Here is a 25,871-nt window from a genome sequence, read left to right as displayed (position 1 = left end):
ATCGGTTAAAGAATCAATTATAACGAAGGCGGCAAGCCTTGACAGCCACGTCATTTATCGCCTGGCCATTCAGTCAGCCATTCAAGCGAAAGTGACGCAACCGAATACCGCAGATGACAAGCCAACCAAAGTACAGTGCAACACCACCTGTCACCAGCGCACTCAGGGTCAAGACCCGCCGTTCCACTTCCCAACTCAGCCATGCATGCCACGGAGGCGAGAACCACCAGAGCCCCAACGCAAGCAGCGTGCAGCCACCGCCAAGCTGCCAGGCATAGCGCCCCCAGCCGGCTGAAAGATCAATACCCCCTGACGGCGCAATCCCCGTGCCAGCAGACCTGCATTGAGAAAGGCGGATAGCGCCGTAGCCAGGGCCAGACCGGCATGGGCCAAGGGTACGATAAAGATCAGATTCAATCCCATATTGGCGATCATGGCGATGATGCCGATCTTGACCGGTGTCGCGGTATCCTGACGAGCAAAATAGCCTGGCGCCCATATCTTGATCAGCATGAAGGCAATCAGGCCCAGCGCATAGGCGCGCAGGCTCATTGCGGCCATGGCGATATCATGCTCGGTCATGGCGCCATAGTGAAACAGGCTGATCAACAGGGGTTCCGCCAGTACCGCCAGGGCCAGGGCCGCAGGCAAACCGACCAGCAATACCGCCCGCAGCGCCCAGTCGAGCATCTTGGCAAAATGTTCCTGAGATTTCTCCGCGTGTCGCTTGGAGAGCGCCGGTAAAATCACCGTGCCAATGGCAATACCGAATACCCCTAGCGGCAGTTCCACCAGGCGATCCGAGTAGTACAGCCAGGAGACGCTACCTGCGGCCAGAAGCGAGGCAAGTACGGTATCGAGCAATAGATTGATTTGCGATACCGAGACGCCGAACAAAGCCGGCGTCATCAGCTTGAGTATGCGCCGTACTCCGTCATGTCGAAAATTCGGCCAGGGTTTTGGCAGCAATCCCAGGCGCAGAAGAAACGGCACCTGAAAGGCCAACTGGGCGGCACCGGCAATCAAGACCCCCCATGCCAATGCCAACGATGGCGTTTCCATCAGCGGCGTCAGCCACAGAGCGGCTCCAATCAAGGAAAGATTCAGCAGCACCGGTGTAAAAGCCGGCACGGCGAAACGATTCCAGGTATTGAGTACGCTTCCCGAGAAGGCGGTAAGCGAGATCAACAGCAAATACGGAAAGGTCAGCTGCAGCATGTCGGCGGTTAACGCAAGCTTCTCCGGATCGCGACCGAAGCCTGGAGCAAACAGCCAGGCAAGCCAAGGCGCCAGCAGCATGGCAGCGGCGGTGATCAGTGCCAGCACGACGGTCAGGCTACCGGAAACCGCATCGAGCAGCTCACGCACCTCCTCTCGGGAGCGACGTGTCGCGTATTCCGAGAGTACCGGCACGAAAGCCTGATTGAAGGCACCTTCTGCGAACAGTCGTCGCATAAAATTGGGAATCTTGAAAGCGACGAAGAAAGCATCGGCACCGCTACCCGCCCCTAATAAGGCAGCAATGACGACATCTCGCACCAGCCCAAGCACTCGGGAGAGCATGGTCATTGCGCTCACGATCACTCCAGAGCGCAGCAACCCTGCCCGTGCGGCCATCTGCTTATTGAGCTGCCTTCCAGGGGCCGGGTCGCCTTGTGCGCCGTCGCCCCCGGCAGGAGCGTCCAACTGAGCGTCGCTGGCTGCCGTTGGCTGGGTCTCTTTGTCTGGCTTATCTGACGGGATACTCACGATAGCGCATCTTCCCCAATCAAAAATCATGCACAAAAAAACCGGCCGAGGCCGGTTTTTCTGAACGCTGGCACCCCGCTTTCCTTCAATGCAACAAAGAAGGCAAATAAGGTGCCTAGCGAGCGTCCGACTTAGGCAGCCAGCGCTTTAATTCGTTTGTTGAGACGGCTCTTGAGACGAGCAGCCTTCTTCTTGGAAAGAGTATCCTTGTCGGCAATGCGGTCAATGACCGGCTGGGCCGTACGGAACTCTTCCATGGCCTTGCCATGATCGCCGCCTTGAATTGCCTTGATCACGCGCTTGATGTAAGTGCGGACCATGGAGCGCTGACTGGCTTTGTGCTGACGACGCTCTTCCGCCTGACGTGCGCGCTTACGCGCTTGCTTGCTATTCGCCACCGTAATCTCCTTGGAGAACCATAAAATGCGGTGTAAGTATTTGATTCGACCTGATCATCGAATATGTCCATTGTGGCTTGATCCTGCCACACGACATGCCACGAAAAGCGTTCTGCGCGGGTCATGCCTGAAAGGAGGCGAATCCTACCACACCGCCTCATTCCTTGCCACTGGAGGCCGAAAATTTCAAAGCGCCGGCTAGAGAATCACCAGGTTGTCGCGATGAATGAGTTCCGGTGCCTCCATATAGCCAAGCAAACCTTCGATGCGATGACTTGGCTGACCCAGTATTCGAGCGGCTTCATCGCTGCCGTAGTTGACCAGTCCCTTGGCAACCCGCTCACCCTGTTCATCAAGACAGACCACCATATCGCCTCGGACAAAGCGCCCGGATAGCGCCTTGACCCCCACCGGCAACAGGCTCGAGCCACGTTCGCGCAGTACATTCGTGGCGCCGGCATCTAACGTCAGGCTACCGCGCACCTGAAGTTGGCCGGCCAGCCAGCGCTTGCGCGCTGCTAAGGGCGCGTGCTCCGGATGCAACAGCGTGCCCAACGTCTCACCTTCAACCAGTCGGATCAGCACATCCGGCTGACGCCCACTGGCAATGGCCGTGACCGCACCGGAACGTGCCGCCAACTGCGCGGCGCGAACCTTGGTAGTCATGCCGCCACGCCCGAGCACGCCACCGCTGCCTGCCATCGCGATCAGACGCGGATCATCGGCACGCCCTTCACACAACAACTGGGCGTTCGGCTGAAGGCGTGGGTCCGCGTCGAACAAGCCTTCCTGATCCGTCAGGATGATCAGCGCCTCGGCTTCGATCAAGTTGGCTACCAGCGCCCCTAGCGTGTCGTTGTCTCCGAAGCGAATCTCATCGGTAACCACGGTGTCGTTTTCATTGATCACCGGTATTACCCGCAGTGACACCAGAGTGCGCAGCGCAGAACGGGCATTCAGATAACGCTTGCGATTGGAGAGATCGTCGTGGGTCAGCAGAACTTGCGCGCTGTGCAAACCATGGCGCGCAAAGTGGCCCTCATAACATTGCGCCAAGCCGGTCTGCCCCACTGCTGCTGCCGCTTGCAGCTCGCGCACCGTCGAAGGGCGTAGGCGCCAGCCCAGGCGCACCATACCCGCAGCCACCGCACCGGAGGAAACTAGCACCACCTCGACGCCTTGCGCATGCAGCTTGGCGATCTGATCGACCCAGCCCCCGATGGCTGGCTCATCCAGTCCACGACCATCGTTGGTCAGTAAGGCACTACCAATTTTCACCACCACGCGCCGCGCCTTGATCAGCGCCTCGCGCCCCGACGCCCACTGATTGTTCATCTCACTGCCATCTCTAATACGATTCGGTTCCAGCTCGATCGGCGATATCAAAACGTATCGAGCGCAGTAGCTTTGAAACACCGATCAAGGTACGTATTCGACTTCGACATCATACTCATCATCATCGAAGTCATCGTCGTTGTCCTCGACGGCGGTTTTACGCTTGCGGCTCAGCTTCGCCTCGGCTCGAGCAACTGCCTCGACTTCCATGCGCCGGCGCATATCCTGTTCGCGCTCGGCGGCGGCCTCGTCTTCATTCTCTAGGCGACGTTGTTCGGTCAACCAGCGATAAGCCGCTTGTATCAGCGCATCGGTGCCTTCACCGCTGATCGCTGAGATACAAAACATGGGTCCATTCCAGCCAAGGCGAGAAACGATGTCATTTACCCGCGTCTTCCGCTCATCCTCCGGCAGCAAATCGAGCTTGTTGAGTACCAACCAGCGTGGTCGCTCCGCCAGGGTGGCAGAAAACTGCTCCAGCTCATGTGTAATGGCCTGGGCAGCCTCCACCGGATCGGATTCATCAAAAGGCTCTACGTCCACCACATGCAACAGCAGCCGCGTACGGGTCAGATGCTTGAGAAAACGCAGCCCAAGTCCCGCACCTTCGGAGGCCCCTTCGATCAAGCCCGGCACGTCCGCCATGACGAAATGTTCATGCATGCCCAGCTTTACCACCCAAGGTTGGGTACCAGGGTGGTAAAAGGATAGTTGGCCACCTTGGGTTTGGCGGCAGAAACGGAGCGGATCAACGTCGACTTGCCTGCATTGGGCATGCCCAGCAAGCCCACGTCTGCCATCACCTTCATTTCAAGACGCAGATTGCGCCGCTCACCTTCGGTGCCTGGCGTGGTACGTCGCGGCGCGCGATTGGTCGAGGATTTGAAATGGATATTGCCCAGGCCTCGGCGTCCGCCTTGAGCGACCAGCACTACCTGGCCGATCTCGGTCACATCGGCGATCACTTCGAGAGTATCTTCATCAATCACCGTGGTGCCCACCGGCACCTTGATATGTAGATCGTCCCCGGCCTTGCCGCTCATCTGGCGACCCTGTCCCGGCTGGCCGTTGGGCGCCTTGTAAAATCGTTGATACTTGAAATCGATCAAGGTGTTCAGGGCATCGTCGCCAATCAGATGAACGCTGCCGCCATGGCCGCCGTCACCCCCGTCGGGACCGCCCTTGGGCACGTATTTTTCGCGGCGGAAACTCAGACAACCGCTACCGCCATTGCCGGCTTCCACGATGATCGAGGCTTCGTCGACGAACTGCATGGGTCATTCTCCCGACGGTAATACCGTCCTGATACGAAAAGGCCCCGCTATCGCGGGGCCTTTCCAGTGCAACATTCGCATTGTCTCAGGCGGAGACGACACTCACGAACTTGCGATTCTTCGGCCCTTTAGTCTCGAACTTGATCACGCCTTCGTTCAGAGCGAACAGGGTGTGATCCTTGCCGATACCGACGCCTGTGCCTGCGTGAAACCTGGTGCCACGCTGACGTACGATGATGTTGCCGGGAACGGCGGCTTGTCCACCAAACAGCTTGACGCCAAGGCGTTTGGATTCGCTGTCGCGGCCGTTACGGGTACTACCAGCTGCCTTCTTGTGAGCCATTGCAAATACCTCGCTCGTTAAGGGGTCATACCGCTTACGCGGAAATCCCGGTGATCTTGACTTCAGTGAACCACTGACGGTGGCCCTGGCGACGCATGGAATGCTTGCGACGACGGAACTTGATGATGCGAACCTTTTTGCCACGACCGTGGGAGACGATCTCGGCGGAGACTTTCGCACCGCTGACCAGCGGTGCCCCGACCTTGATGTCGTCACCATCGGCGACCAGCAGAACCTGATCGAAATCCAGGCTCTCGCCGGTTGCCACTTCAAGCTTCTCGAGCTTCAGAGTCTGACCTTCCTGAACGCGGTATTGTTTACCGCCACTCTTAATAACTGCGTACATTACGTTCTCCAGACACTCATCCAAGATGGGCTCTTCATCGGCCTGCGGCGAGTGGCGCCCCTTTTGGCAGCCATCTGACAGGGAGCATGATGAGTTGGGTCGCGGATTATAACGGCAGCCAGGCACCATCACAAGACCATAAGACCACGGGTATTCATCATACTGGTGCCGGCGCTTGCTTTATGTCTTGCCTTGACGCCTTATAGAGGGCCCCATAGCATGACTACACCAAGCTTGGCCCAAATACGGCACGATGGCGTACAACCATCATGTGCAACGCGGCCCAACCCCCTTACAGACAGACACCATGCAGCCCAACGCAGCGTCCATCCATGCACCGGTGGCAGAAGATTTCGCCGCCGTTGATCGCACCATTCTCGACCAGCTTGGCTCTCGGGTCCCGCTGGTCGAGAGTATTGGTCATTACATCATCGAAAGCGGCGGCAAGCGCCTGCGCCCCCTGCTGGTGCTTCTTGCAGCCCGAGCGCTGGGCTACGCCGGAAAACACCACATCACCTTGGCCACGCTGATCGAGTTCATGCATACCTCGACGCTGCTGCATGACGATGTGGTTGACGAGTCAAGTATGCGCCGTGGCAAGCAGACCGCCAACGATCATTGGGGCAATGCCCCCTCGGTCCTGGTCGGGGATTTTCTCTATTCGCGTTCCTTCCAGATGATGGTCGAGGTGGGTTCGATGCGGGTCATGGAAATTCTCTCCGCCGCCACCTGCACCATTGCCGAAGGCGAAGTATTGCAGTTGACCAACATAGGCAACCCGAACGTCGACGAAGCGGCCTATTTCGAGACCATTCAGGGCAAGACGGCGATGCTCTTCGAAGCCGCTTCTCACAGCGGTGCGGTGCTGGCAGACGCGAGTCCCGAACAGGAAGAGGCGCTCAAGCTCTACGGCCGCTATCTGGGCTTGGCGTTTCAGTTGATCGACGACCTGTTGGACTACCAGGGCGACGCCGACACCATGGGTAAGAACGTGGGTGACGATCTGGCCGAAGGCAAACCGACGCTGCCATTGATCGAGGCGATGAACCGTGGCACCGACGAGCAGGCACAGCTGATTCGCAAGACGATTCGCAAGGGCGGCCTGGATCGGCTTGACGATGTTCTGGCCATCGTCAGCGATACCGGCGCGCTTGACTATACCCGTCGGCGTGCAGAGGAAATGGCCGACAAGGCCCTGGCACAGCTCAACGTCCTTCCCGAAAGCCGCTATCGGGATACCATGGCGGACCTGGCAAGACTGGCGGTGAATCGCAGGGCGTGACCGCAGGAACCGGCTTCGCATCGGGGTTGCGCAAGGCAATACGAGCGGTATAATGCACCCCCGTTGAGGCGCACGCCCAACCGCATCGGAGTATAGCTCAGCTTGGTAGAGCGCTGCCTTCGGGAGGCAGAGGTCGTAGGTTCGAATCCTGCTACTCCGACCATGTAATCTTGTAAAACCGCCACTCACGGGCAACGCTGAGTGGCGGTTTTTCTTTGTGCCCGCGTCGGGACCCTAGAGTGGCCGTCATCAATGGAGCTGACCTTTATGCCGAACTCGATCAAACATCTGACGCTCATCGCAATAATGATGATCAGTTCAATTTCCTTCTCCCAAGCGGCAGAGAAAGTCGAAAAACCGGAAGTTTTGGCCAGGCACGTAATCCTGATTGGCTCCGATGGAATGGGAGCCTATGCGTTTGAAAAAGCGAAAGTCCCGCACTTGAGAAAGATGATGAAAGAAGGCGCCTATTCCCTCAAAGCGCGCTCGGTCCTGCCTTCTTCCAGCGCTGTTAACTGGGCCTCCATGCTCATGGGCTCGGACCCCGTATTGCACGGTTATACCGAATGGGGCAGCGAAACGCCTGAAATACCGTCGCGCGTCGTTGGCGAGACAGGAATATTTCCTACCATCTTCAGCCTGCTTGAGAAACAAAGACCCGATGCCAAGAAAGGCGTTTCCTACACCTGGGAAGGAATAGGCTATCTTTTTGAAAAACCTTGGGTCGATCTTGATTACAACGGCTATAGCGAAGAAAGCACGCTGGAAAATGCGCTCGAATTCATCGTTGATGAGAAGCCGGCCCTTACGTTTATTCATTTCAATGAGCCGGATAGCATCGGTCATGAAATAGGTCACGATACGCCGGAGTATTTTGAAAAAGTGGAGATGATAGATGGCTTGGTAGGCAAACTTCTCGATGCCTTGAAAGAAAGCAAAATGATGCAAGACACCGTGATCATTTTTACTGCGGATCATGGAGGGATTGGTAAAGGGCATGGTGGGCAGACGCTGACTGAAATGGAAATCCCCTGGATCATTTATGGGAAAAACGTGCCGGCGCGGGGGAAGCTGGAGTTCCCGATCATAACCTATGATACCGGTGCGACTATCGCTTATATCCTGGGACTGGAAACGCCTGATGTCTGGCGGGGCAAGCCGGTAACAGAAGCGTTCGAGAAAGATGAGAATTAATTTTTTTCCTAATCGCCTGACAATAGCCTTGGCATCGAACTCCGCTGCCGACTGAGAAAATTGAAAAGCCGCCATCTACGGATCAGTCCGAATGGCGGCTTTTTTCGTTTGCCTGCCAATATTACGGGCGCCCTGCTCCATGTCGCGACGCCTTACTGCTTCACCGTTCATTACGAGCCCTTTGTTTGCTCTTGGTCTAAATGGACGATGTCAGATGCCGAAGCCTGATCGAGGATAAGCTACGCCGTATCCACTCGCGCCGGCCAGGATTTTTCAACACCGAGGCTAGCCCAAGACAAGAGGCTCCAACCCATGAAGCTGACTTCCACCGCTTGGCTACAAGTCTTTGTGGCTTTCTGGATACAAGCCATCGGTATTGGCTCGCTGGTCTACGCCTATGGCGTCGTGGCAGTGCCAATCGCTGAAACCTTTCACCCCAGCCGCATGCTACTCATGCTAGGCATGGCCGGCATGACGCTGTTCGCGGGACTTTATTCTCCCTGGCTGGGCACCCGTTTCGATCGCGGCTCTCTGCGTATATTGATGGCAATCGGGGTAGTGACTGTCGCTGCAGGCTATCTGCTGCTCTCCTTCGCCGAAAGCATGTGGCAGGTTCCGCTGATCTATGCACTGATGATGTCTTTTGGCTATGCAACCCTTGGCCCTCTCGCGGCTTCCACCTTGACGTCGCGCTGGTTCGTCCATAAGCGCGGCCTGGCTTTGGGGATCGCCGGCATGGGCACCTCTTTCGGTGGCTTCTGCTTTCCTCCCTTGATTCAAATGATGGTGGACGCCTACGAGTGGCGCACCGCTTTCCGCTTGTTGGCATTGATCATCTTCGCCATTGGCCTGCCGGTCGTTCTATGGCTGACCGTGGATCGCCCACCCAGGCTACCTGAAAAGGACGACACCTCTGACGCCTCGACGCCTAAAGCGGTCGCCGGGCCCGGGCTCGATACCACCGGGGCGGTGCTGCGCAACCGTAATTTCTGGATCATCTCGCTAGCCGTAGGCATCATGTTCGCGGTGTTCACTGCCACAGCCAGCAATCTGGTGCCTTTCGCCATCGACAACAACGTTGCCACAGACAAGGCTGCCTTGCTGATTTCTCTAGTAGCGATTCTGGCAGTGCCAGGCACCCTGATTTTCGGTGCGTTGGCCGATCGCCTCGATTTGCGCATCGCCCTGGCCTCACTGATGAGTCTTATCACCCTTGGGCTGGTCTGTTTCATGGGGCAACCCCCTTACGAGTTGATGGTGCTGGGCAGCCTGCTGGTGGGTATGGGCGGTGGCGGTATGATTCCGGTATGGGGCGCTTGCTCGCACGGGTCTTCGGTCTTCTGGATTACGGTCGGGTCATGGGACTGATGAACCCGGTACTGATGCTGTTCACATTGGTCGCCCCGCCCTTGGCCGGCTATCTGCAGGACGTGACCGGTAGTTATCATACGGCTTTCTTGAGTTTCGCCATTCCTCTGGCCGCGGCAATACTGATTCTACCGCTGATACGCTTCTTGCCACCCTTGCCTGCTAGCGAACCAATGATGAAGCCGTCGCCCAATCTTGCTAAATGATTCCTCAACCTGGGTGTACCTCTGGTACGTTACATAGACAAGAAAGCTGCGCTTGACGCAGGCTTTCTTGTATTGATTCTTGCCTTGATTCAAAGCGCCGGCGCTTTAGGCCGTGATAGCGCCTCCATTGAGCGGTAATACCTGCCCCGTCATCCAGGCGGCTTCAGAAGACGCCAGATACGTCACTAAGGCACCCACGTCCTCAGGTGTGCCGGCTCTGCCCACGGCGGTGGACTTGGCCTGCTCATCGTAGCCGAAGTTGTTCATGGTCCCCAGGGACACGGCATTTGCCGTTATCCCCTTGCGCCCTACTTCATGGGCCAAATGACGCATGAAACCCAACGACGCAGACTTTGCCGCCGCATAGTTCGTTAAGCCGAATGATAGCCCTACCCGCCAGGATTCCGAGCTTATGATGACGATGCGTCCAAAACCACGCTCGCCCATGCCTCTTACTACCAGCCGCGTCAGTCCCAGTACGGCTCTCAAATTGAGATCCAGCTGTATCTCGAAGTCCTTGTCTTCAAGCTCGCTGAAATGACGCAGGGATTCCGGCATACCCGGCGGTACGCCTGCATTGTTGACCAGAATATCGATGTCACCGTAGCGTTGGCGTACCTTGAAGACGATTTCTTCACGTATTTCGCTGCGAGTGATGTCACCCGGGACCGCCATGACATCGAACCCCTCGGCGACGAGCTTTGCTACAGCATGCTCGGCTCGTTCTGCATAGAGATCGTTGACCGCCACCCGGGCTCCCTGCCCGGCCAGGGCGCGCACCACCCCCAGTCCCATGCCCTGACCGGCGCCAGTCACCAAGGCCACACGATCGTTCAAATCGAACATCCTAAGGTGGGTATTGTTCGTGCTCATGCATTGCTCCTCGGAAAACGTATGATTCCAGCTAAAAAAATCAGATACCCAAGGGCCAAATCAGCAGACTTCGAACAAGCCTGCAGCACCCATACCGCCACCAATGCACATGGAAACCACCACGTAGCGAACGCCCCGACGGCGACCTTCCAGCAGGGCGTGACCCACCATACGTGTGCCGGACATCCCGAAGGGTGCCCAATGGCGATGGCACCGCCGTTGACGTTGAGGCGCTCATCGGGAATGCCCAAAACGTCCCGACAATGCAGTACCTGGCTGGCGAAGGCCTCGTTGATCTCCCACAGACCAATGTCTTCCACCTTCAACTCGAAGCGCTCGAGCAGTTTGGGAATGGCGTAGACCGGGCCGATGCCCATCTCCTCCGGGGCACAGCCGGCGATGGCGATACCCTTGTAGAGCCCTAGCGGCGAAAGCCCGCGACGCTCTGCCTCGCCGCGCTCCATCACCAGGCAAGCGGCGGCGCCGTCTGAAAGCTGGGAGGCGTTGCCGGCAGTGACGAACTCCCCTTGGGCAACCCACTGGCCGTCCTTCCATACCGGCTTGAGCTCCGCCAGGCTTTCATAAGTGGTCTGGGGGCGGTTGCATTCGTCATGATTTGCCACTACCTCACGATGCCCTGCGGGCTTGCGCTCCTCGTCGAACATCAGCTGTTGAGCAGTGAGCGGCACGATCTCGTCGTCAAAGCGCCCCGCTTCCTGGGCCGCGGCGGTACGCTGCTGGCTTTGCAGGGCGTAGCGGTCCTGGGCTTCACGACTGATACCGTAGCGCTGGGCGACCAGCTCCGCGGTCTCGATCATGGGGATATAGGCGCTGGGCATTACCTGCTTGACCGCCTCGGACTGGGCGCGGTAAGTGTTCTTGTGTTTGTTCTGGGTCAGAGACAGAGATTCCACGCCTCCAGCGACGGCGGTGGTCATCTCACCGGTCATGATGCTGCGCGCCGCCACGCCGATGGTCATCAGGCCTGATGCGCACATGCGGTCCAGCGCCATGCCCGGCACGCTATCCGGCAAACCGGCGGTATAGGCGCACAGTCGGCCGATGTTGTAGGCCTGGGTGCCCTGCTGCACCGCCGCCCCCATGATCACATCCTCTACCGCTGAACCTTCAACCCCGGCCCGCTCCAGGGCGGCGCGAATCACATGGCCGCCGAGCACCGGCGCCTCGGTGTCATTGAAGGACCCGCGAAAGGACTTGGTCAGCGCAGTTCGCGCCGTGGAAACGATCACTGCTTCTTTCATCGAAGGACTCCTGATGATTAGTCGGGTGGGCTACCCCGTCGGCAAGCCTCTGCGAGGGCGCTGTAAACCCGTCCTTGGTCGCTACTTTTGCCCTCCATGGCAAAAGACCCTCGCTACGTCTTGCCCCCGGCGCCCACTCTTGCTGGATATTCGGGAACAAACGCTTATTGTGCTGACTTCGAGACGCTGGCGTCGAAGGTATAACGACTGATCGTGTCCGCCACGCAGCCGGGCCGCTCGCTGCCCTCGATCTCCACGGTCACCCGGGTGACGACCTGAGTCGCGCCCTTGATCGACTCCACGGAGAGAACCTCGCCACGACCGCGGATCCTCGCGCCCACCGGTACCGCGCCGGAAACCGGATCCGCTCGCACCCGACGTTGACGCCCATCTTGAGATTGACCACCTCGATCAGCTGGGGCAGAAACAGATTGACCAGAGACAGGGTCAGGTAGCCGTGGGCGATGCAGCCACCGAAGGGACCGTCCTTCGCTCGCTCTGGGTCTACATGAATCCATTGATGATCCCCGGTGGCCTCGGCGAATAGATTCACTCGCTCCTGAGTGATCTCGAGCCAGTCGGTGACGCCCAGGGGTTGGCCCTGGGCCGCCAGCAACTCCTCGGGACTGCGAAACTGTGTTGTCATGAACATCTCCTCAGGCTTGCTGCGAGCTGACCGAGAGCACTTCCCCGGTCATGTAGGATGAGTAGTCGCTGGCCAGGAACATCATCACGTTGGCCACCTCCCAAACCTCCGCGGCCCGCCCGAAAGCCTCTCGAGAAGCCAGTTCATCAAGCAGCTCTTCGCTGGACGCTTTCTTGAGGAAATCATGCAAGGCGATAGAGGGCGCCACCGCGTTGATGCGGACCCCATGATCCGCGGCCTCAAGGGCGCTACAGCGGGTCAGCGCCATCACCCCGGCCTTGGCAGCAGCGTAGTGGGCCTGCTCCTTCTGGGCTCGCCAGCCAAGCACTGATGCGTTGTTGACGATCACCCCCCGCCCGCGTTTCTGCATGGCCGGCAGCATGGCTCGGGTCATGCGGAAGGTGCCGGTCAAGGTAATATCCAACACCCGAGACCACTCCGCGTCCTCCATGTCCACCACCCGCTTCTGACCGCCCAGGCCGGCATTGTTGATCAGCACATCGACGCCGCCGAGCTGTTCTTCCGCCGCAGCGATAAGCGCCTGCACTTCCTCTTCCACGGTGACATTGCATAGCTGGCCGTAGATCGCCTCGAGTCCGGTCTGCTGCTTGAGCGCGGCGACCGCCTCTTCCAAACGACGCGGATGGATATCGGAGATCATCAGCGCCCGGCAGCCTTCCTCGGCGCAGCGTTTGGCAGCAGCGAAGCCGATCCCGGCGCCGGCAGCGGCGGTGATCAGCACGGTCTTTCCGGAAAGCAGCTCGTGTCCGGGCACATAGGGGGGAGCTTGCGTCACGATGTTGCACCTCTAGTAAGGGTCATGCCCCTTTATAGAAGACGGTGACTCAAGCCGGCATCGTCAAAACGGACGTGACCGCCGAAAGGCTATGCATTACTCCGAGACTCCCGAGGCATCCCCAAACCCCGCTCGGCGATGATATTGAGCTGGATCTCGTTGGTGCCGGCGTAGATGGTATCGGCACGGGTGAACAGGAACAGTTGCTGCACGCGGCGGCGTACCGGGTCGCTGTCGTCTACCACGTTGCCGGTATGACCCAGCACATCCATGGCAAGCTTGCCCAGGTCGCGGTGCCAGTTAGACCAGTAGTACTTGTAGATCAGTGCCTCTCGCGGAAGCTGGCCGTCTTCGCCGCCAGAGAGCATACGCAGGGCGTTATAGCGCATCACCTTGAGCCCGACCCAAGCCCGGGCGATACGCTGGCGCAACGCCGGTTGTCTGGCAGCGCCGTTTTCCCTGGCCACCTGACAGATCAGTTCGAGTTCCTGGGTGAAGTGCATCTGCTGGCCCAGGGTAGACAGACCACGCTCGAAGCCGAGCAGGGCCATGGCGATCTTCCAGCCTTCTCCCGGCGCGCCGACGATGTTGTTCGCTGCGGTGCGGGCGTCGTCGAAGAACACCTCGTTGAACTCGCAGCCCCCGGAGATCTGGCGAATCGGACGAATGGTGACCCCGGGCTGGTCAAGGGGCACCAGCAGAAAACACAGGCCTTTGGGCCCCACGGAGCCGCGTTCGCAGCGGGCCACCACGAAGATCCACTGGGATTCATGGGCAAGGGACGTCCACACCTTCTGACCGTCGATCCGCCACTCGTCGCTTGTTTCGTCGAGTTCCGCTCGGGTGCGCAGATTGGACAGGTCCGAGCCGGCGCTGGGTTCGGAGTAGCCCTGAGCCCAGAACTCCCGGCCTTCGCGAATCCCCGGCAGCAAGCGCCGCTGCTGCTCTTGGGTGCCATAGGCGATCAGGGTGGGGCCGATCAGCCCTTCGCCGATATGGCCCATGCGCCCTGGACCACCGGCTCGGGCGTACTCCTCGTGGAAGATGACCTGACGAGTGACATCGAGCCCGCGGCCACCATGCTCCGTGGGCCAGCCCACGCAGATCCAGCCCGCCTTGGCCAGATGGCGCTCCCAGGCTTTGCGCAGCTCCGGAAAGGCCTCCTCGTCCCCGGGGCCGCCGCGATGGCGCAGCGGCGCAAACTCTCCCTGCAGGTTGGCCTCGAGCCAAGTAGCGATCTCCTCGCGAAACGCCTCGTCCGCGACGCTGAATTCCAGTGACATAGGTAAAACTCCTTAGAGCTTCTTTCACAGCCCGGTGGGTTAGGACGGGCAGCTCCGGTGGCAAGCCTTCGCGAGGGCGCTGTTAACCCATCCTTGGGAGCTACTTTTGCCATCCATGGCAAAAGACCCTCGCTTCGCCTTGCCCCCGGCGCCCATCACCGCGAGAAGTTTGGAAATGGACTTTTAAGCCGGACCAAGCAGCGGCACCGCCAGCTCTTCCAGCAGTATTTCGCTGCTGCCAAGCCAATGGGCGTTGGCCTGGACGCGCTTGAAATAGAGATGCGGATCGTATTCCCAAGTGAAGCCCACGCCACCATGAAGCTGGATCGCTTCCTGGGCGCAGAAGAAGGCCGCCTCATCGGCGACGCTCTTGGCCATGGCCGTCTCGATCGCCAACGTGGAAGGATCCGCCGTGACCGTCGCTGCGGCGCCATAAACCGCAGAGCGAGCCGCCTCGATACGCACCATCATCTCCGCGCAGCGATGCTTGACCGCCTGGAAAGACGCGATAGCGCGGCCGAACTGCACCCGCTCGCCGGTATAAGCGACGCTAAGATCGAGACAGCGCTGGGCCACCCCCAGCTGCTCCGCCGCCAGAGCCAGCCGCGCTAGATCCCGAGTGCGGACCAACCCCTGCTCGACGCTTTTTCCCGAGCCCAGATAGGTGGCCGATGCGCCGCTTAATGTCACGCTGGCGAAGCCTCGAGTCGGATCCATAGTGGTCAGGGCCTCGGGACTGACGCCAGCGGTGCTTATCTCTACAGCGAACAGAGCTGGTTCGTTATCGAGTCGGGCAGGAATCAACAGAAGTTCAGCGCTGGCGCCGTCCACCACGTAATCAAGATGGCCATCCAGGCGATAGCCGTCTCTTTCGTGATACGCGGTAACGGTAATTTCGCCATTTTCCGAATCGAGTCCCGCCCAAGCCAGGGTCGCGCTCAGCTCACCGCTGGCAAGTCGCGGTAGATACGTCTCCCAGACCGATTGGCCCGCGGCGTGCTGCAGGGCGCTGGCCGCTAGCACCACGCTGGAGAAGAATGGCACGCAGGACAGATGCTCGCCGAGCTGTTCGAGCAGTAGCACAAGCTCACGCTGACCCAGTTCGAGCCCGCCGTAAGCCTCGGAAATAGCGATGCCGCACCAGCCGAGCTCTACACCAAGCTGATGCCACAAAGCATCATCGAGGCCGGACTCGCTCTCCATGGCCCGGCGTACCGCTGCGGAATCGCTTTGCGCTGCCAGCACTTCCCGGGCGGCGTCGCGAATCATCAGCTGGTCTTCATTCAGAGAGAAGTCCATGGCAAGCCCTTAGCTTTTTAGCGTCCATTTCCAGTCGCTACGACATTGGGCGCCCAGGACAAGCCTGCGCGAGGGCGCTGTAAACCCGTCCCTGGGCGCTACTTTTGCTATCTGACCGCCAGGGATGGCGGAAATGCCGAAATAGCACGGAGCATTTTTCGGCCCTGGCAAAAGCCCCTCGCTACGCCTTGCCCCAGGCGCCCGTCTTGTTGATCGAATTGTGAAAGGAGTTTTTCAGGTACCGTAGACTTTCTGCGCCGGCTTGGCCTCTGCTAGAAGGCCATCCACCACTTCGGTCAATTCCGCCGGCTGCCAACGTTCCTGCTTGTCCTTTTCCGGCCCCGTGCGCCAGCCATCCGCCACGGAGATCCAGCCGCCCTTGGCCTCGAACACCTGGCCGCTAACGTGACTTGATGCCGAGCTGCCCAGCCACACCACCAACGGCGCCACGTTGGCCGGGTCCCAGCTGTCGAAGCCCCCGTCCTCCGGGGCTTTCATCATCTCGTCGAAGACGCCTTCGGTCATGCTGGTGCGGGCTTGAGGGGCGATGGCGTTGGCGGTGATGCCATAGCGTGCCAGTTCCGCCGCCTGCACCAGAGTCAGGCCGAGGATGCCCGCCTTGGCGGCGGAGTAGTTGGACTGACCGATGGAGCCTTGCAGTCCGGCCCCGGAGCTGGTGTTGATAATGCGCGCATTCACCGGCTCCCCAGCCTTGCTGCGCTCCCGCCAGTAGCGGGTCAGGACATTGGCCAAGCAGAAATGGCCGCGCAGGTGCACCTGCATGACCTGATCCCAGTCCTCCTCGGTCATGGTGGCGAACATCTTGTCCCGGCAGACCCCGGCGTTGTTGACCACCCCGTGCACCTCATTGAAGCGCCCAAGCGCCGCCTCGAGGATCTTGCTTGCCCCGGCAACGGAGGTGATGTCGTCGCTGTTGGCCAGTGCCTCGCCGCCATTGGCTTCGATCTCTTCGCAGACCTTGGCTGCCGCCTCCTGGCGAATGTCGTTGACCACCACCTTGGCCCCCTCGGCGGCGAAACCCAGAGCGTAGGCGCGGCCCAGGCCGCCTCCGGCGCCGGTGATAATAATCGTGCGGTTGTCACAGATGCCCATGCTGCTCTCCTTAAAATGTATTCTCGAGCCTTCCGGGACGATGGACGCCGGGGGTCAAGGCAAAGCGAGGGTCTTTTGCCAGGGAGGGCAAAAGTAGCGCCCAGGGACGGGTTTACAGCGCCCTCGCGATGCCTTGCCGCCGGAAAAGTCCATCCTATTTGCCAAGCTATGAAAGACACTCTTAGTCCAGTCGTTCGATAATGGTGACGTTGGCCTGACCGCCGCCTTCGCACATGGTCTGCAGGCCGAAGCGGCCGCCGCTGCGCTCAAGCTCGTGCAGCAGGGTGGTCATCAGCCGGGCGCCGGTGGCTCCCAATGGATGACCCAATGCGATGGCGCCGCCGCTGACGTTGGTGCGCTCCACCGGATAGCCGGTTTCCTGCAGCCAGGCCATGACCACGGAAGCGAAGGCCTCGTTAATCTCCACCCGGTCGATGTCTTCAAGGCGCATGCCCGTCTTGCGCAGCGCTGCCTCTGTCGCGGGAATCGGCGCCCGCAGATGCCAGATTGGATCGTCGCCGAGCACGCTCAAATGATGAATGCGCGCCCGGGGCGTGAGACCGTAGCGCTCGAGTGCCGCCTCGGACACCACCAGCAGCGCCGCCGCCGCATCCGCGGTCTGGCTGGACACCGCAGCGGTAATCGATGGGTAGCTAGGGTCCACCGGCTCCAGTTCCGCCATCTTATTCAGAGTGGTTTGGCGCGGCGTCTCGTCGCGATTCACATTGGCGAGCGGCACGATCTCCCGGTCGAAATGGCCAGCCTCACTGGCCGCCAGGGCACGACGATGGCTTTCCAGGGCGAAGGCCTCCATGTCCGCTCGGGAGATGCCCCAGTGATCGGCAATGCGCTGGGCGGCGTAGAACTGATTGACCGGGGCATCGCCGAAGCGCGCCTGCCAGCCTTCGCTGCCGGAAAACGGCGTCGGAAAACCCAGGGGCTGACCGGCCAGCATCGCCGAGGAAATCGGAATCTGGGTCATGGTCTGCACACCGCCCACCGCCACCACGTCCTGGGTGCCGCTCATCACCGCCTGGGCGGCGAAATGCAGCGCCTGCTGGGAGGAGCCGCACTGACGGTCCACGGTGGTGCCCGGCACGTTCAGCGGCAACCCGGCGGCCAGCCAGCTGGTGCGGGCGATGTCTCCAGCCTGGGAGCCGATGGTGTCGACGCAGCCGAAGATGACGTCGTCGTAGTCTTCCCCGGGAATGGCATTGCGCTCCACCAGGGCCTTGAGCACATGAGCCCCCAGATCGATGGCATGTATATGGGCAAGTCCACCCTTGCGCTTGCCGGTGGGGCTGCGCAAGGCGTCGATGATATAAGCGTTGGCCATCATGCCTCCCGAAAAGTGTGGCCGGGGCCGAGCTGTGCGTCGTCCATCAGCACATGGGCAGCCACTCGAGACTTATGAAAACCGCGATCGCCCCAGTCCGGGTCCAGCGCCCAGGTGCGCTTCATGAACATCTGCAGATCGACCTCCCAGGTGTAGCCCATGGCGCCGTGTACCTGAATGCCGTGGCGAGCCGCCAGCCAGGCAGCATCACCGCAGGCAAGCTTGGCTTGGGAGACATGCACGTCTACCAGAGGATCGGCATGCTCCAGCGCATAGGCGGCGCGATACAGCACCGGCTTGGCGAATTCGATCTTGCCGGCCACGTCCGCCAATTGATGCTTGACTGCCTGGAAGCTGCCGATGGGCTTGCCGAACTGTTTGCGTTGAGCGGCATAGTCCACGGAGAGATCGAGCATGCGCTGGGCCAAGCCCAGCAGTTGACCGGCCGCGGACAGCGCACCACGATTCAGTGCACTCTCCCAAAGCGCGCGCCCATTCTCGCTGTCTACCAGCCTGGTAGAGGAAGATGGTTCCCAACGAATGCGCGATAGCCGCCGGGAGGAGTCGATGCTTGGGTTGTCCTCCAGGCTCACCTGCTCTCGGGACAGCACGTGCACCTCGCCTTCGTGCTCGAGCAGCAGCAGATCGGCAAGGTGGGCGTCCGCCACCAGGGGATTGACCGAATGGCCCACGGCGATGCGAACATCCCCTTCGGCGATGCGCTCAAGCCAACCCTGGCGATCGCGAATACTCTCCGGCAAGTCGTTGATCAAGCCTTCTGCCACGTAAGCAGTATCCGCCAAGGAATCGGGAATACCGTAGTAGCCCAGCTCCTGGGTCATCAGCGACCAGGCCACGTCTCCCAGGCCCATGCCGCCGCATTCCTCCGGCACGGACAGGGCGGTCATGCCCTGCTCCGCCATCTTGTGACGCAGATCGGGAGAGCGGCCGCTGTCGGTTTCCCAAATCTCCCGCAGCACTTCCGGCGCTGCCTCGACCATCAGAAAACGGCTGATGGCTTCCCGGAAGGCCAGTTCGTCATCGGTAAAGGTAAAATCCATGGCTCGCCCTCAGCTCTTTGGCAGGCCGAGCATGCGCTCGGCGATGATGTTGCGCTGAATCTCGTTGGACCCGGCGTAGATCGGCCCGGCCTGGGCGAACAGGAAACCTTCCAGCCAGCCCGCGTCCTCGCCGATGGCCGGCGCCTCCGCCAACAGTTCGCCCCGAGGGCCGAGAATGCGCATGGCGGTTTCGTTCAGGCGTAGATCCAGCTCCGACCAGACGACCTTGTTGATGCTCGCCTCGGCGCCGATACGTTCCCCACGACTCAGTCGCCCCACGGTGTAGTAGGCGGATAGCGCATAGGCCTCCGCCCCGGCCCAGACCTCGCAGACGGCGTCGCGAATCGTCGGATCACGGTCCGCCTGGGTCTGATGGCGCTTGTACAGCTCGACCAGGCGCCGGGCCGCGTGCTGGAAGCGTGCCGGTGAGCGCAGCAGCAAACCGCGCTCGAAGCCGGCGGTGGCCATGGCAACCCGCCAGCCCTGGCCTTCCTCGCCGATACGGTTGTCTATTGGTACGCGCACGTTGTCGAAAAAGATCTCGGCGAAGGCGTCCTGCCCGTTCAAGGCCTTGATCGGGCGAATGGTCACGCCCTCGGCATTCAGGGGCACCACCAGGTAGCTCAGGCCATGATGACGGCTCGAGTTCGGGTCGCTTCTGAACAGGCCGAAAATCCAATCGGCGAACAGCGCCCGGGTTGACCAGGTCTTCTGACCATTGATCACATAATGATCGCCGTCGCGGATCGCCTTGCTGGAAATATTCGCCATGTCCGAACCGGCATTGGGCTCGGACCAGCCCTGGGCCCACATGTCGTCACTGGCGGCCATGCGCGGCAGAAAGCGCTTTTTCTGCTCCTCGCTGCCGAACTCCATCAGGGTCGGCCCGAGCAGCAGCTGGCCGTTCTGATTGACCCGCATGGGGGCGCCGGCGCCGTAGTACTCTTCCTCGAAGATCAGCCACTCGACCAAGTCGCAGCCGCGCCCGCCGAGTTCCTCCGGCCACATCACCATGGACAGGCGGTTGTCGAACAGCTTGCGCTCCCACTCCCGATGCTGCTCGAAGCCTTCCCGAGTATCGCAGTTGGCCAAGGGTTCTAGAGGCACGTTATCCGCCAGCCAGGCCCGCACCTCGCGACGAAAGGCTTGCTGTTGGGGGGTATAAGTCAGGTCCATAACAATCCTTAGAAGGTAGCGTCACGTTTTTCAGTGAAGGCGCGCCGAGTCTCGGCGGAATCCGGACTGGTGTAGGCCTGCAGGGTGAAGCCTTGTTCCCAGCGATACTTGTCTTCCAGGTTGCCGTCTTCGATGCCGTTCAAGGCTTCCTTGGCGATGCGAATCATCGCCGGGCTCTTTGCGGCGATCCTGGCGGCGATCTCCCGAGCGGTTGTGGGAAGTTCTTCTCTCGCCACGATGCGCTCGATGAAGCCGTAGCGTTCCGCCTCCCGGGCGCCAATGCTTTCCCCGGTAAAGAACAGATAACGCACCTTCTGCACCGGAAAGAGTCGCTGCAGATGGGCGCCGCCGCCCATGGCGCCGCGATCCACCTCCGGCAGGGCGAAGCTTGCGCACTCGCTGGCCAGCACGATGTCCGCCGCCCCGGTGATGCCGATGCCGCCCCCCAGCACGAAGCCGTGCACCGCAACGATCACCGGCACCGGACTGCGGTGCACTGCGCGGAAAGTAGCGTAGTTGCCTGCGTTGACCGCGACGATGCGCTCCGGATAGCGATCGAGCTCCTTGATGTCGACCCCGGCACAGAATCCGCGCCCCTCGGCGCGAATGATGATCACCCGCACCTCTTGATCGTTGCCCAGTCGATCGATCTCCTCCGCCAAGGCCTGCCACTCGAGGCTATCCAGGGCATTGACCGGGGGCTTGTCGATCACCAGCTCGGCGATATGCGCGTCCAGGTGTGTCGTGAAAGCGTGACTCATGTCAGGTGGTCTCCCGTTGCGGTGTCGTGGTACTGGACGACGGCTCGACTCGTCCAAGCAAGGACTCGAAGCAGCCTTGGGCCTCATCGACGATGCCTTTGATCAATTCCGGAGCGCTGACCAGACTATCGATGGCCGCCGCCACCTGTCCGCTGGGCAGAATGCCCTCTTCGACCCGGCCCGCGACCATGGAGCGCTGGATCAGTACCGGCTGGTTGGCAGCCATCACCACTTGCGAAGCGGCGGCCGGGTCCTCCCGCACGCCGCGCCAGAAGGTGCGCACCATATGGCCGGTGGTCATGCCGGTCCCGGCTTTCCACTGCCGGGCGCTCTTTAGGGCGATGATCAGTCGACGCACCGGCCCGGCCTGCTCCAGCTGTTTGATATAGGCGTTGTCGATCATGCGGTGACGCATGCCGTCCACCGCGGTGGTGACCCGCACCTGATCCACGTCCTTCACCGCCAGATAGCGCTCCAGGGTGCTCTTGGGGGGAGGGGCGTCCGTGGTCATTAAAAAACGCGTGCCCATGGCGATGCCTGCCGCGCCGGCGGCCAGCGCCGCCGCCAGACCGCGCCCGGTGGAGTAACCCCCGGCGGCGATCACCGGGATCTTCACTGCGTCGAGCACCTGTGGCAGCAGGATGGTGGTGGGCACGCTGCCGGTATGGCCGCCACCCTCGCCGCCCTGAATGGTGATCATGTCCGCCCCCAGCTGCTCCGCCTTGAGGGCGTGCTTGAGCGCGCCCACGGTGGGAATGCACAGCACTCCGGCATCCTTCAGTCGAGCGATGGTGGCCTGATCTGGACCGCGCCCGTAGCTCACCGCCTTGAGGCGATAACGGATGGCCAGTTCCACGCACTCCTGGGCATTGGGCTGAAACATATGAAAATTAAGGCCGAAGTTGCTGCCGCCGGTGAGCTCGATCACCCGCTGGATTTCGCCTTCAAGCTTGTCCGGCTCGATGGTCGCTCCGGCCAGGAAGCCGAAGCCGCCGCCCTGGGTGGTGGCGGCCACCAGCTTGGCGTCCGCCACCCAGCCCATGGCGGTCTGCACGATGGGGTAGCGACAGCCCAGACGCTCGGTGAGCGGGGTTTTCAATAGACTCTCGGCGTTCATGAGCGCCCTCCCCGGTCCTTTTCCGCCGCCTTGTTTTCCCGAGCCATGCCCTTGGCGTCATAGCCGCCCAGCAGGTCGCCGGAAATCTGTTCGTTGTGCACGTGGGCAAAGTGATGCCAGGCGAAGGCCGCTTCCATGCCGGCACGCTTGCCCTGCAGATCCTCGACGTGATTGATGGCCTGCTTGGTCAAGGCCAGGCCCATACGCGGCTGCTTGGCGATGCGCGCGGCCATGTCTCGCACTTCATCTGCAAGTCGATCACGCGGCACCACTCGATTGATCATGCCGACTTCCCGAGCCCGCTCGGCGCTCATGCGATCGCCGAGAAACAGAAACTCCTTTGCGATTCGCGGATTCATCTCGAAGGGGTGGGCGAAGTATTCCACCCCGGGGATGCCCATGCGCACCACCGGGTCCTGGAAGAAGGCGTCGTCACTGGCGACGATCAGGTCGCATACCCAGGCCAACATCAACCCGCCGGCCACGCAGGCGCCCTGTACTTGGGCGATCACCGGTTTGGGGATGTCCCGCCAGCGCCGGCACATGTTGAGGTAGACCTCTTGCTCACGCGCATAGAGATACTCACCGCCAGGCTTGTTGGTGTGATCCCACCATAGATGGCGACGGGGATAGGGCTTGTTGACATCACGTCCGGGAGTGCCGATGTCGTGACCGGCAGAAAAATGCTTGCCGGCCCCAGCCAGCACGATCACCTTCACCGCGTCGTCGTTCACGGCGCGGCGAAAGGCATCGTCCAGGGCATAGGTCATCTGGGAGTTCTGAGCGTTGTTGAACTCCGGCCGGTTGAGGGTCAGGGTGGCGACCCCGTCCTCGACGGCGTAGCGCACCGGCTCCTCGGTCTCGTAGACCGCCTCGTCCGGGCGGTCGATGAACTCAGGTTGGCTCTCGGACATGTCGCTTTCTCCTAACGTTGGCCGACCGGCTGGCTTCTTACGCCGGGCGGATTGTCCTTGAGCGCCTTGGCCCGCAGATTGTGAGGATCGAGGCGCTGAATGATCGCCAGCTGCTCGGCGCTGGGGGCCAAGGTCTCGGCCATGTCCGGCGCCTTCTGCAGTTCAAAGCCGGTGTTGGCCTGCACGTCCTCGAAGCTCACCCCGGGATGCAGGGAGCGCACTCGTACCGCGTGGTTCTCGCCCTCGAAATCCAGCACGCACAGATCGGTGACGATATGACGAATCTCCATCAGATCCCGGCGCATGTGTTCGGAAAAGCGTGCCGGGTTGTAGCCGACCCCGGACACCATATCCACCTCGCCTGCCACCAGTGCCTTGCTGGTATGAAAAGGCACGAGGAAGGAATTGATATGGTTGATGCTGTTGCCGGGCAGGCCGCGCACGCCGAGCATGGCCACCTTCGGCTTCTGGTAATCGCCGATGCAGGACAGGTTGGTCTGGCCAAAACCGTCGATTTGAGTCGGTCCAATCATGGCGTGGCGCTGCCCGCCGGCGACGCATTCGAACATCCGCTCAAAATTCAGGCAGCCGGAGTACTTCGGTTGGTAATCGCCCCGAGGCCCCAGAGGAATTGGCTCTTCCACCAGCCGCGCCTCGCTGTCGGTCATCAGCAGTTCCGGGGTGTGGGTGAGCTTGGCTAGCCCGGCCCCCAACCGAGGGATGGTGCCGATGCCCGAGGCCACCACTTCGCCATCGCCACGCCAGGCTTCTGAAGCGGCGACGATCATCAGCTCCGCCAGGGTGAAATCCACCTTGTCAGTCATTGTCTTTCTCCTCAGAACACCGGCAACGGTAGACGGCCCATGGCACCGGACCCGCCGTTGGCGTCTTGATAGGCGGCCTCGCCCGGAACCACGAAGGACTCCATGTATTCCTGCCAGCCGCCCTCTTCCTTGGCGCTTGCCACGTAGCGCTTGAGATGCTCCATGTCCCAGCCATAGTCCGGCGCACAGCTGGTGGGATGCGCCCCCAAAGGCGCCTGCACCACGCCGGCGACCAGATAGCGCTCGAAGGTATTGTCACCGGCTTCCTCCGCGGTCAGCGCCAGACGATCCTCGACCCGCTCCGCGGAGACGAAGCAGCGCTGTGCCGCCCGAGCGAAAAGATGATCGAAGTAAGGGTCGGTGCCGGTGATCAGAGTGTTGCCCAAGCGATCCGCCACATTGACATGAACGAAGGCCGCGTCGAGGTTCAGCGCCGGCATGGCCAGCAGTTCTTCACCGTCAGCGTAGGGAGAGCGAATGGTCTTGAGCTCCGGGTGCTTATTCATTAGATCCGTGCCCAGGCCGCAACGGGTGGGCAAAAATGGTAGGCGCATGCCCGCGGCCCGCAGACCCCATTGAAAGGCGCCTTCGTCCACCTCCATGATCTCGATCTCGCCGTTCTGGCGCGCCTTGCGATACCAGGGCTCCAGCGGAATGGCGTCCATGGTGGCGAAGCCGTAGACCAGCTTCTTGACCTTGCCGGCGGCGCACAGCATGCCGACTTCCGGGCCGCCGTAGGCCACCACGGTCAAATTCTTCACATTGGAGCGCAGGATGGCCCGCACCACCGCCATGGGCTTGCGCCGAGGGCCCCAACCGCCAAAGCCGACGGTCATGCCATCTTGCAACTGACCGGCCGCCTCTTCCGCCGTCATCAACTTGTCCATCTTGAGCTCTCCTTGTTCGGGGCTTATTGCTGACCTACCGAGAAGTCGTGTCCCCACAGGCTGGTGCGGGTGAACTCGAAGGCACTGTGTTCGTTCCAGTCGACCTGTAGTCCGCCGTAGCCGTACTCGAGATCGAAACCGGAAGGCGTCTTCATGTAGAAAGACGTCATGCGATCGTTGAGGTGCTCGCCGAGGGTCGCGGACAGCTTGACCCCGTGGGCTTCGTGACGATCCAGGGCGCGGCCTACTTCGGTGATGGAGTCCACCTCCGTCATTACGTGCACGCAACCGCTGGGCGAGGCGAACTCGCAGATCGCCAGGCTGTGATGTCGTGCGTTCTTGCAGTGCATGAAATGGATACGAATCGGGTCTGTGTCCGGGGCGGGACGGAAGTTGAAGATGTCGGAAAGCTCGAAACCCATCACCTCCTGGCAAAAGCGCAAGGTCTCCTCGAAGTTGGGCGCCGGCAGTACGGTATGACCCAGCCCCATGTTGCCGGTAATGAAACGCGGGACACCCTGGGGGGAAACAAAGGGCTGGCAATCAGAAAGATGGCCCCACACCAGCTCATGACGATTGCCGGAAGGATCCTGACAAATCGCCACCGCCTGGAAGCCACGCTGCCGGCAAAGCGCCTCGTCGGCCAGCTCCCAGCCCACCTGGGCCTCGTCCAGCTTGGAAAGCGCCGCCTCGAACGCCGCCTTGCCCGCCAGCTCCCAACCGGAAGCAACGTAGCGCTTCTCCGAACCCTCAGTGATCACCATGCGATGCGGGCGTTCATCGAACTTGATATAAAGGCTGCCATCCGGCGCCGGCTGAGCCATCGCCCCCAGCACCTGCTCGGCGTAGTCACGCCACTCACCAAGGTCGTCGGTCTGCGCCACGATGTAGGCAAGACTGCGAATATTCATTGTTGATCCCCCGAAGGTACGATTCATGACCTCGATTATCGAAAGGGGGGTGGCAAACATCATCGTCCATAGAGACTAAGCAAACGGAACGGGTGGAGGACCAGGCTGGGTGGGAAA

General features: G+C 60.8%; 24 protein-coding genes, 1 tRNA gene and 3 pseudogenes. 5 read left to right on the top strand and 23 right to left on the bottom strand.

The annotated features are described in order from the left end of the window. Positions 1–73 precede the first annotated feature (73 nt). From murJ to rplU, 6 genes and pseudogenes are all read right to left on the bottom strand, one after another. Positions 74–1,617: pseudogene (gene murJ, locus CH74_RS08805) on the bottom strand (murein biosynthesis integral membrane protein MurJ). A gap of 263 nt (positions 1,618–1,880) precedes the next feature. Continuing rightward, positions 1,881–2,147 carry a 30S ribosomal protein S20 gene (rpsT, locus tag CH74_RS08800; RefSeq protein WP_048307090.1) on the bottom strand — a complete coding sequence of 89 codons (267 nt, stop codon included), beginning with the start codon at positions 2,145–2,147 and terminating at the stop codon, positions 1,881–1,883. A gap of 198 nt (positions 2,148–2,345) precedes the next feature. After that, complete coding sequence (proB, locus tag CH74_RS08795) at positions 2,346–3,482, bottom strand: glutamate 5-kinase (RefSeq protein WP_048307089.1); 1,137 nt, start codon at positions 3,480–3,482, stop codon at positions 2,346–2,348. 84 nt (positions 3,483–3,566) lie between these two features. Then, a pseudogene (gene cgtA / locus CH74_RS08790) lies at positions 3,567–4,756 on the bottom strand (Obg family GTPase CgtA). Between the two features lie 85 nt (positions 4,757–4,841). Then, positions 4,842–5,099 (bottom strand): 50S ribosomal protein L27, encoded by a 258-nt coding sequence (gene rpmA, locus CH74_RS08785; RefSeq protein WP_048307088.1) that lies wholly within the window; start codon positions 5,097–5,099, stop codon positions 4,842–4,844. Between the two features lie 34 nt (positions 5,100–5,133). After that, complete coding sequence (rplU, locus tag CH74_RS08780; RefSeq protein ID WP_048307087.1) at positions 5,134–5,445, bottom strand: 50S ribosomal protein L21; 312 nt, start codon at positions 5,443–5,445, stop codon at positions 5,134–5,136. Positions 5,446–5,752: 307 nt separating this feature from the next. On the opposite strand from rplU, the gene ispB reads away from it, so the two are divergent. The 5 genes from ispB to CH74_RS08755 all read left to right on the top strand — a co-directional run bounded on the left by ispB (position 5,753) and on the right by CH74_RS08755 (position 9,495). Beyond that, positions 5,753–6,727: an octaprenyl diphosphate synthase gene (ispB, locus tag CH74_RS08775; RefSeq protein WP_048307086.1), complete on the top strand. Its 975-nt coding sequence runs from the start codon at positions 5,753–5,755 to the stop codon at positions 6,725–6,727. A gap of 86 nt (positions 6,728–6,813) precedes the next feature. After that, positions 6,814–6,890: transfer RNA gene (locus CH74_RS08770), tRNA-Pro, on the top strand. A gap of 89 nt (positions 6,891–6,979) precedes the next feature. Next, entirely contained in the window at positions 6,980–7,921 is a 942-nt protein-coding gene (locus tag CH74_RS08765; protein WP_216594736.1) for an alkaline phosphatase, read from the top strand. 312 nt (positions 7,922–8,233) lie between these two features. Then, complete coding sequence (locus CH74_RS08760; protein WP_048307085.1) at positions 8,234–9,289, top strand: MFS transporter; 1,056 nt, start codon at positions 8,234–8,236, stop codon at positions 9,287–9,289. Then, complete coding sequence (locus tag CH74_RS08755) at positions 9,280–9,495, top strand: hypothetical protein (protein WP_048307084.1); 216 nt, start codon at positions 9,280–9,282, stop codon at positions 9,493–9,495. Before CH74_RS08760 ends, CH74_RS08755 begins: the two co-directional genes overlap by 10 nt. A gap of 105 nt (positions 9,496–9,600) precedes the next feature. Here CH74_RS08755 and CH74_RS08750 read toward each other — a convergent pair whose 3' ends face one another. From CH74_RS08750 to CH74_RS08675, 17 genes and pseudogenes are all read right to left on the bottom strand, one after another. Beyond that, on the bottom strand, positions 9,601–10,368 hold the full coding sequence (locus CH74_RS08750; protein ID WP_082140352.1) for an SDR family NAD(P)-dependent oxidoreductase: 768 nt from the start codon (positions 10,366–10,368) through the stop codon (positions 9,601–9,603). A 60-nt stretch (positions 10,369–10,428) separates the two neighbouring features. Beyond that, a pseudogene (locus CH74_RS08745) lies at positions 10,429–11,630 on the bottom strand (acetyl-CoA C-acyltransferase). A gap of 164 nt (positions 11,631–11,794) precedes the next feature. Further along, positions 11,795–11,932 carry a hypothetical protein gene (locus CH74_RS19515; RefSeq protein ID WP_253273015.1) on the bottom strand — a complete coding sequence of 46 codons (138 nt, stop codon included), beginning with the start codon at positions 11,930–11,932 and terminating at the stop codon, positions 11,795–11,797. Next, positions 11,890–12,276, bottom strand: coding sequence for a MaoC family dehydratase (locus tag CH74_RS08740; RefSeq protein WP_253273014.1), 387 nt, complete (start codon positions 12,274–12,276; stop codon positions 11,890–11,892). Before CH74_RS08740 ends, CH74_RS19515 begins: the two co-directional genes overlap by 43 nt. Positions 12,277–12,286: 10 nt before the next feature. Beyond that, positions 12,287–13,072, bottom strand: a complete 786-nt coding sequence (locus CH74_RS08735; RefSeq protein WP_048307082.1) for an SDR family oxidoreductase — start codon at positions 13,070–13,072, stop codon at positions 12,287–12,289. A gap of 89 nt (positions 13,073–13,161) precedes the next feature. After that, positions 13,162–14,355 carry an acyl-CoA dehydrogenase family protein gene (locus CH74_RS08730; protein WP_048307081.1) on the bottom strand — a complete coding sequence of 398 codons (1,194 nt, stop codon included), beginning with the start codon at positions 14,353–14,355 and terminating at the stop codon, positions 13,162–13,164. Positions 14,356–14,538: 183 nt separating this feature from the next. Continuing rightward, a complete protein-coding gene (locus CH74_RS08725; RefSeq protein WP_048307080.1) occupies positions 14,539–15,654 on the bottom strand; it encodes an acyl-CoA dehydrogenase family protein in 1,116 nt (371 codons plus the stop codon). A gap of 234 nt (positions 15,655–15,888) precedes the next feature. Then, positions 15,889–16,767, bottom strand: a complete 879-nt coding sequence (locus tag CH74_RS08720; protein ID WP_048307079.1) for an SDR family oxidoreductase — start codon at positions 16,765–16,767, stop codon at positions 15,889–15,891. A 181-nt stretch (positions 16,768–16,948) separates the two neighbouring features. Further along, positions 16,949–18,103 carry an acetyl-CoA C-acetyltransferase gene (locus CH74_RS08715; protein ID WP_048307078.1) on the bottom strand — a complete coding sequence of 385 codons (1,155 nt, stop codon included), beginning with the start codon at positions 18,101–18,103 and terminating at the stop codon, positions 16,949–16,951. Beyond that, complete coding sequence (locus CH74_RS08710) at positions 18,103–19,164, bottom strand: acyl-CoA dehydrogenase family protein (RefSeq protein ID WP_048307077.1); 1,062 nt, start codon at positions 19,162–19,164, stop codon at positions 18,103–18,105. Before CH74_RS08710 ends, CH74_RS08715 begins: the two co-directional genes overlap by 1 nt. A 9-nt stretch (positions 19,165–19,173) precedes the next feature. Continuing rightward, positions 19,174–20,340, bottom strand: a complete 1,167-nt coding sequence (locus CH74_RS08705) for an acyl-CoA dehydrogenase family protein (protein WP_048307076.1) — start codon at positions 20,338–20,340, stop codon at positions 19,174–19,176. A gap of 8 nt (positions 20,341–20,348) precedes the next feature. Then, a complete protein-coding gene (locus CH74_RS08700; RefSeq protein WP_048307075.1) occupies positions 20,349–21,101 on the bottom strand; it encodes an enoyl-CoA hydratase family protein in 753 nt (250 codons plus the stop codon). Position 21,102: 1 nt separating this feature from the next. Further along, entirely contained in the window at positions 21,103–22,218 is a 1,116-nt protein-coding gene (locus CH74_RS08695) for a nitronate monooxygenase family protein (RefSeq protein ID WP_048307074.1), read from the bottom strand. Continuing rightward, positions 22,215–23,132, bottom strand: a complete 918-nt coding sequence (locus CH74_RS08690) for an enoyl-CoA hydratase (protein WP_048307073.1) — start codon at positions 23,130–23,132, stop codon at positions 22,215–22,217. Before CH74_RS08690 ends, CH74_RS08695 begins: the two co-directional genes overlap by 4 nt. 11 nt (positions 23,133–23,143) lie before the next feature. Next, positions 23,144–23,956: a CoA-transferase subunit beta gene (locus CH74_RS08685; protein WP_048307072.1), complete on the bottom strand. Its 813-nt coding sequence runs from the start codon at positions 23,954–23,956 to the stop codon at positions 23,144–23,146. A gap of 11 nt (positions 23,957–23,967) precedes the next feature. Continuing rightward, the gene (locus tag CH74_RS08680; RefSeq protein ID WP_048307071.1) at positions 23,968–24,843 is read right to left on the bottom strand and encodes a CoA transferase subunit A; all 876 of its coding nucleotides are present in this window, start codon (positions 24,841–24,843) and stop codon (positions 23,968–23,970) included. A gap of 23 nt (positions 24,844–24,866) precedes the next feature. Then, entirely contained in the window at positions 24,867–25,754 is an 888-nt protein-coding gene (locus CH74_RS08675) for a VOC family protein (RefSeq protein WP_048307099.1), read from the bottom strand. Between the last annotated feature and the right edge of the window lie 117 nt (positions 25,755–25,871).

Source organism: Halomonas sp. PR-M31 (assembly GCF_001039575.1).
In the GTDB taxonomy this organism is placed as follows: Bacteria; Pseudomonadota; Gammaproteobacteria; order Pseudomonadales; family Halomonadaceae; genus Modicisalibacter.
Note: the sequence above shows the minus strand (reverse complement) of the source record. Positions and strands in the feature narration are given on the sequence as shown.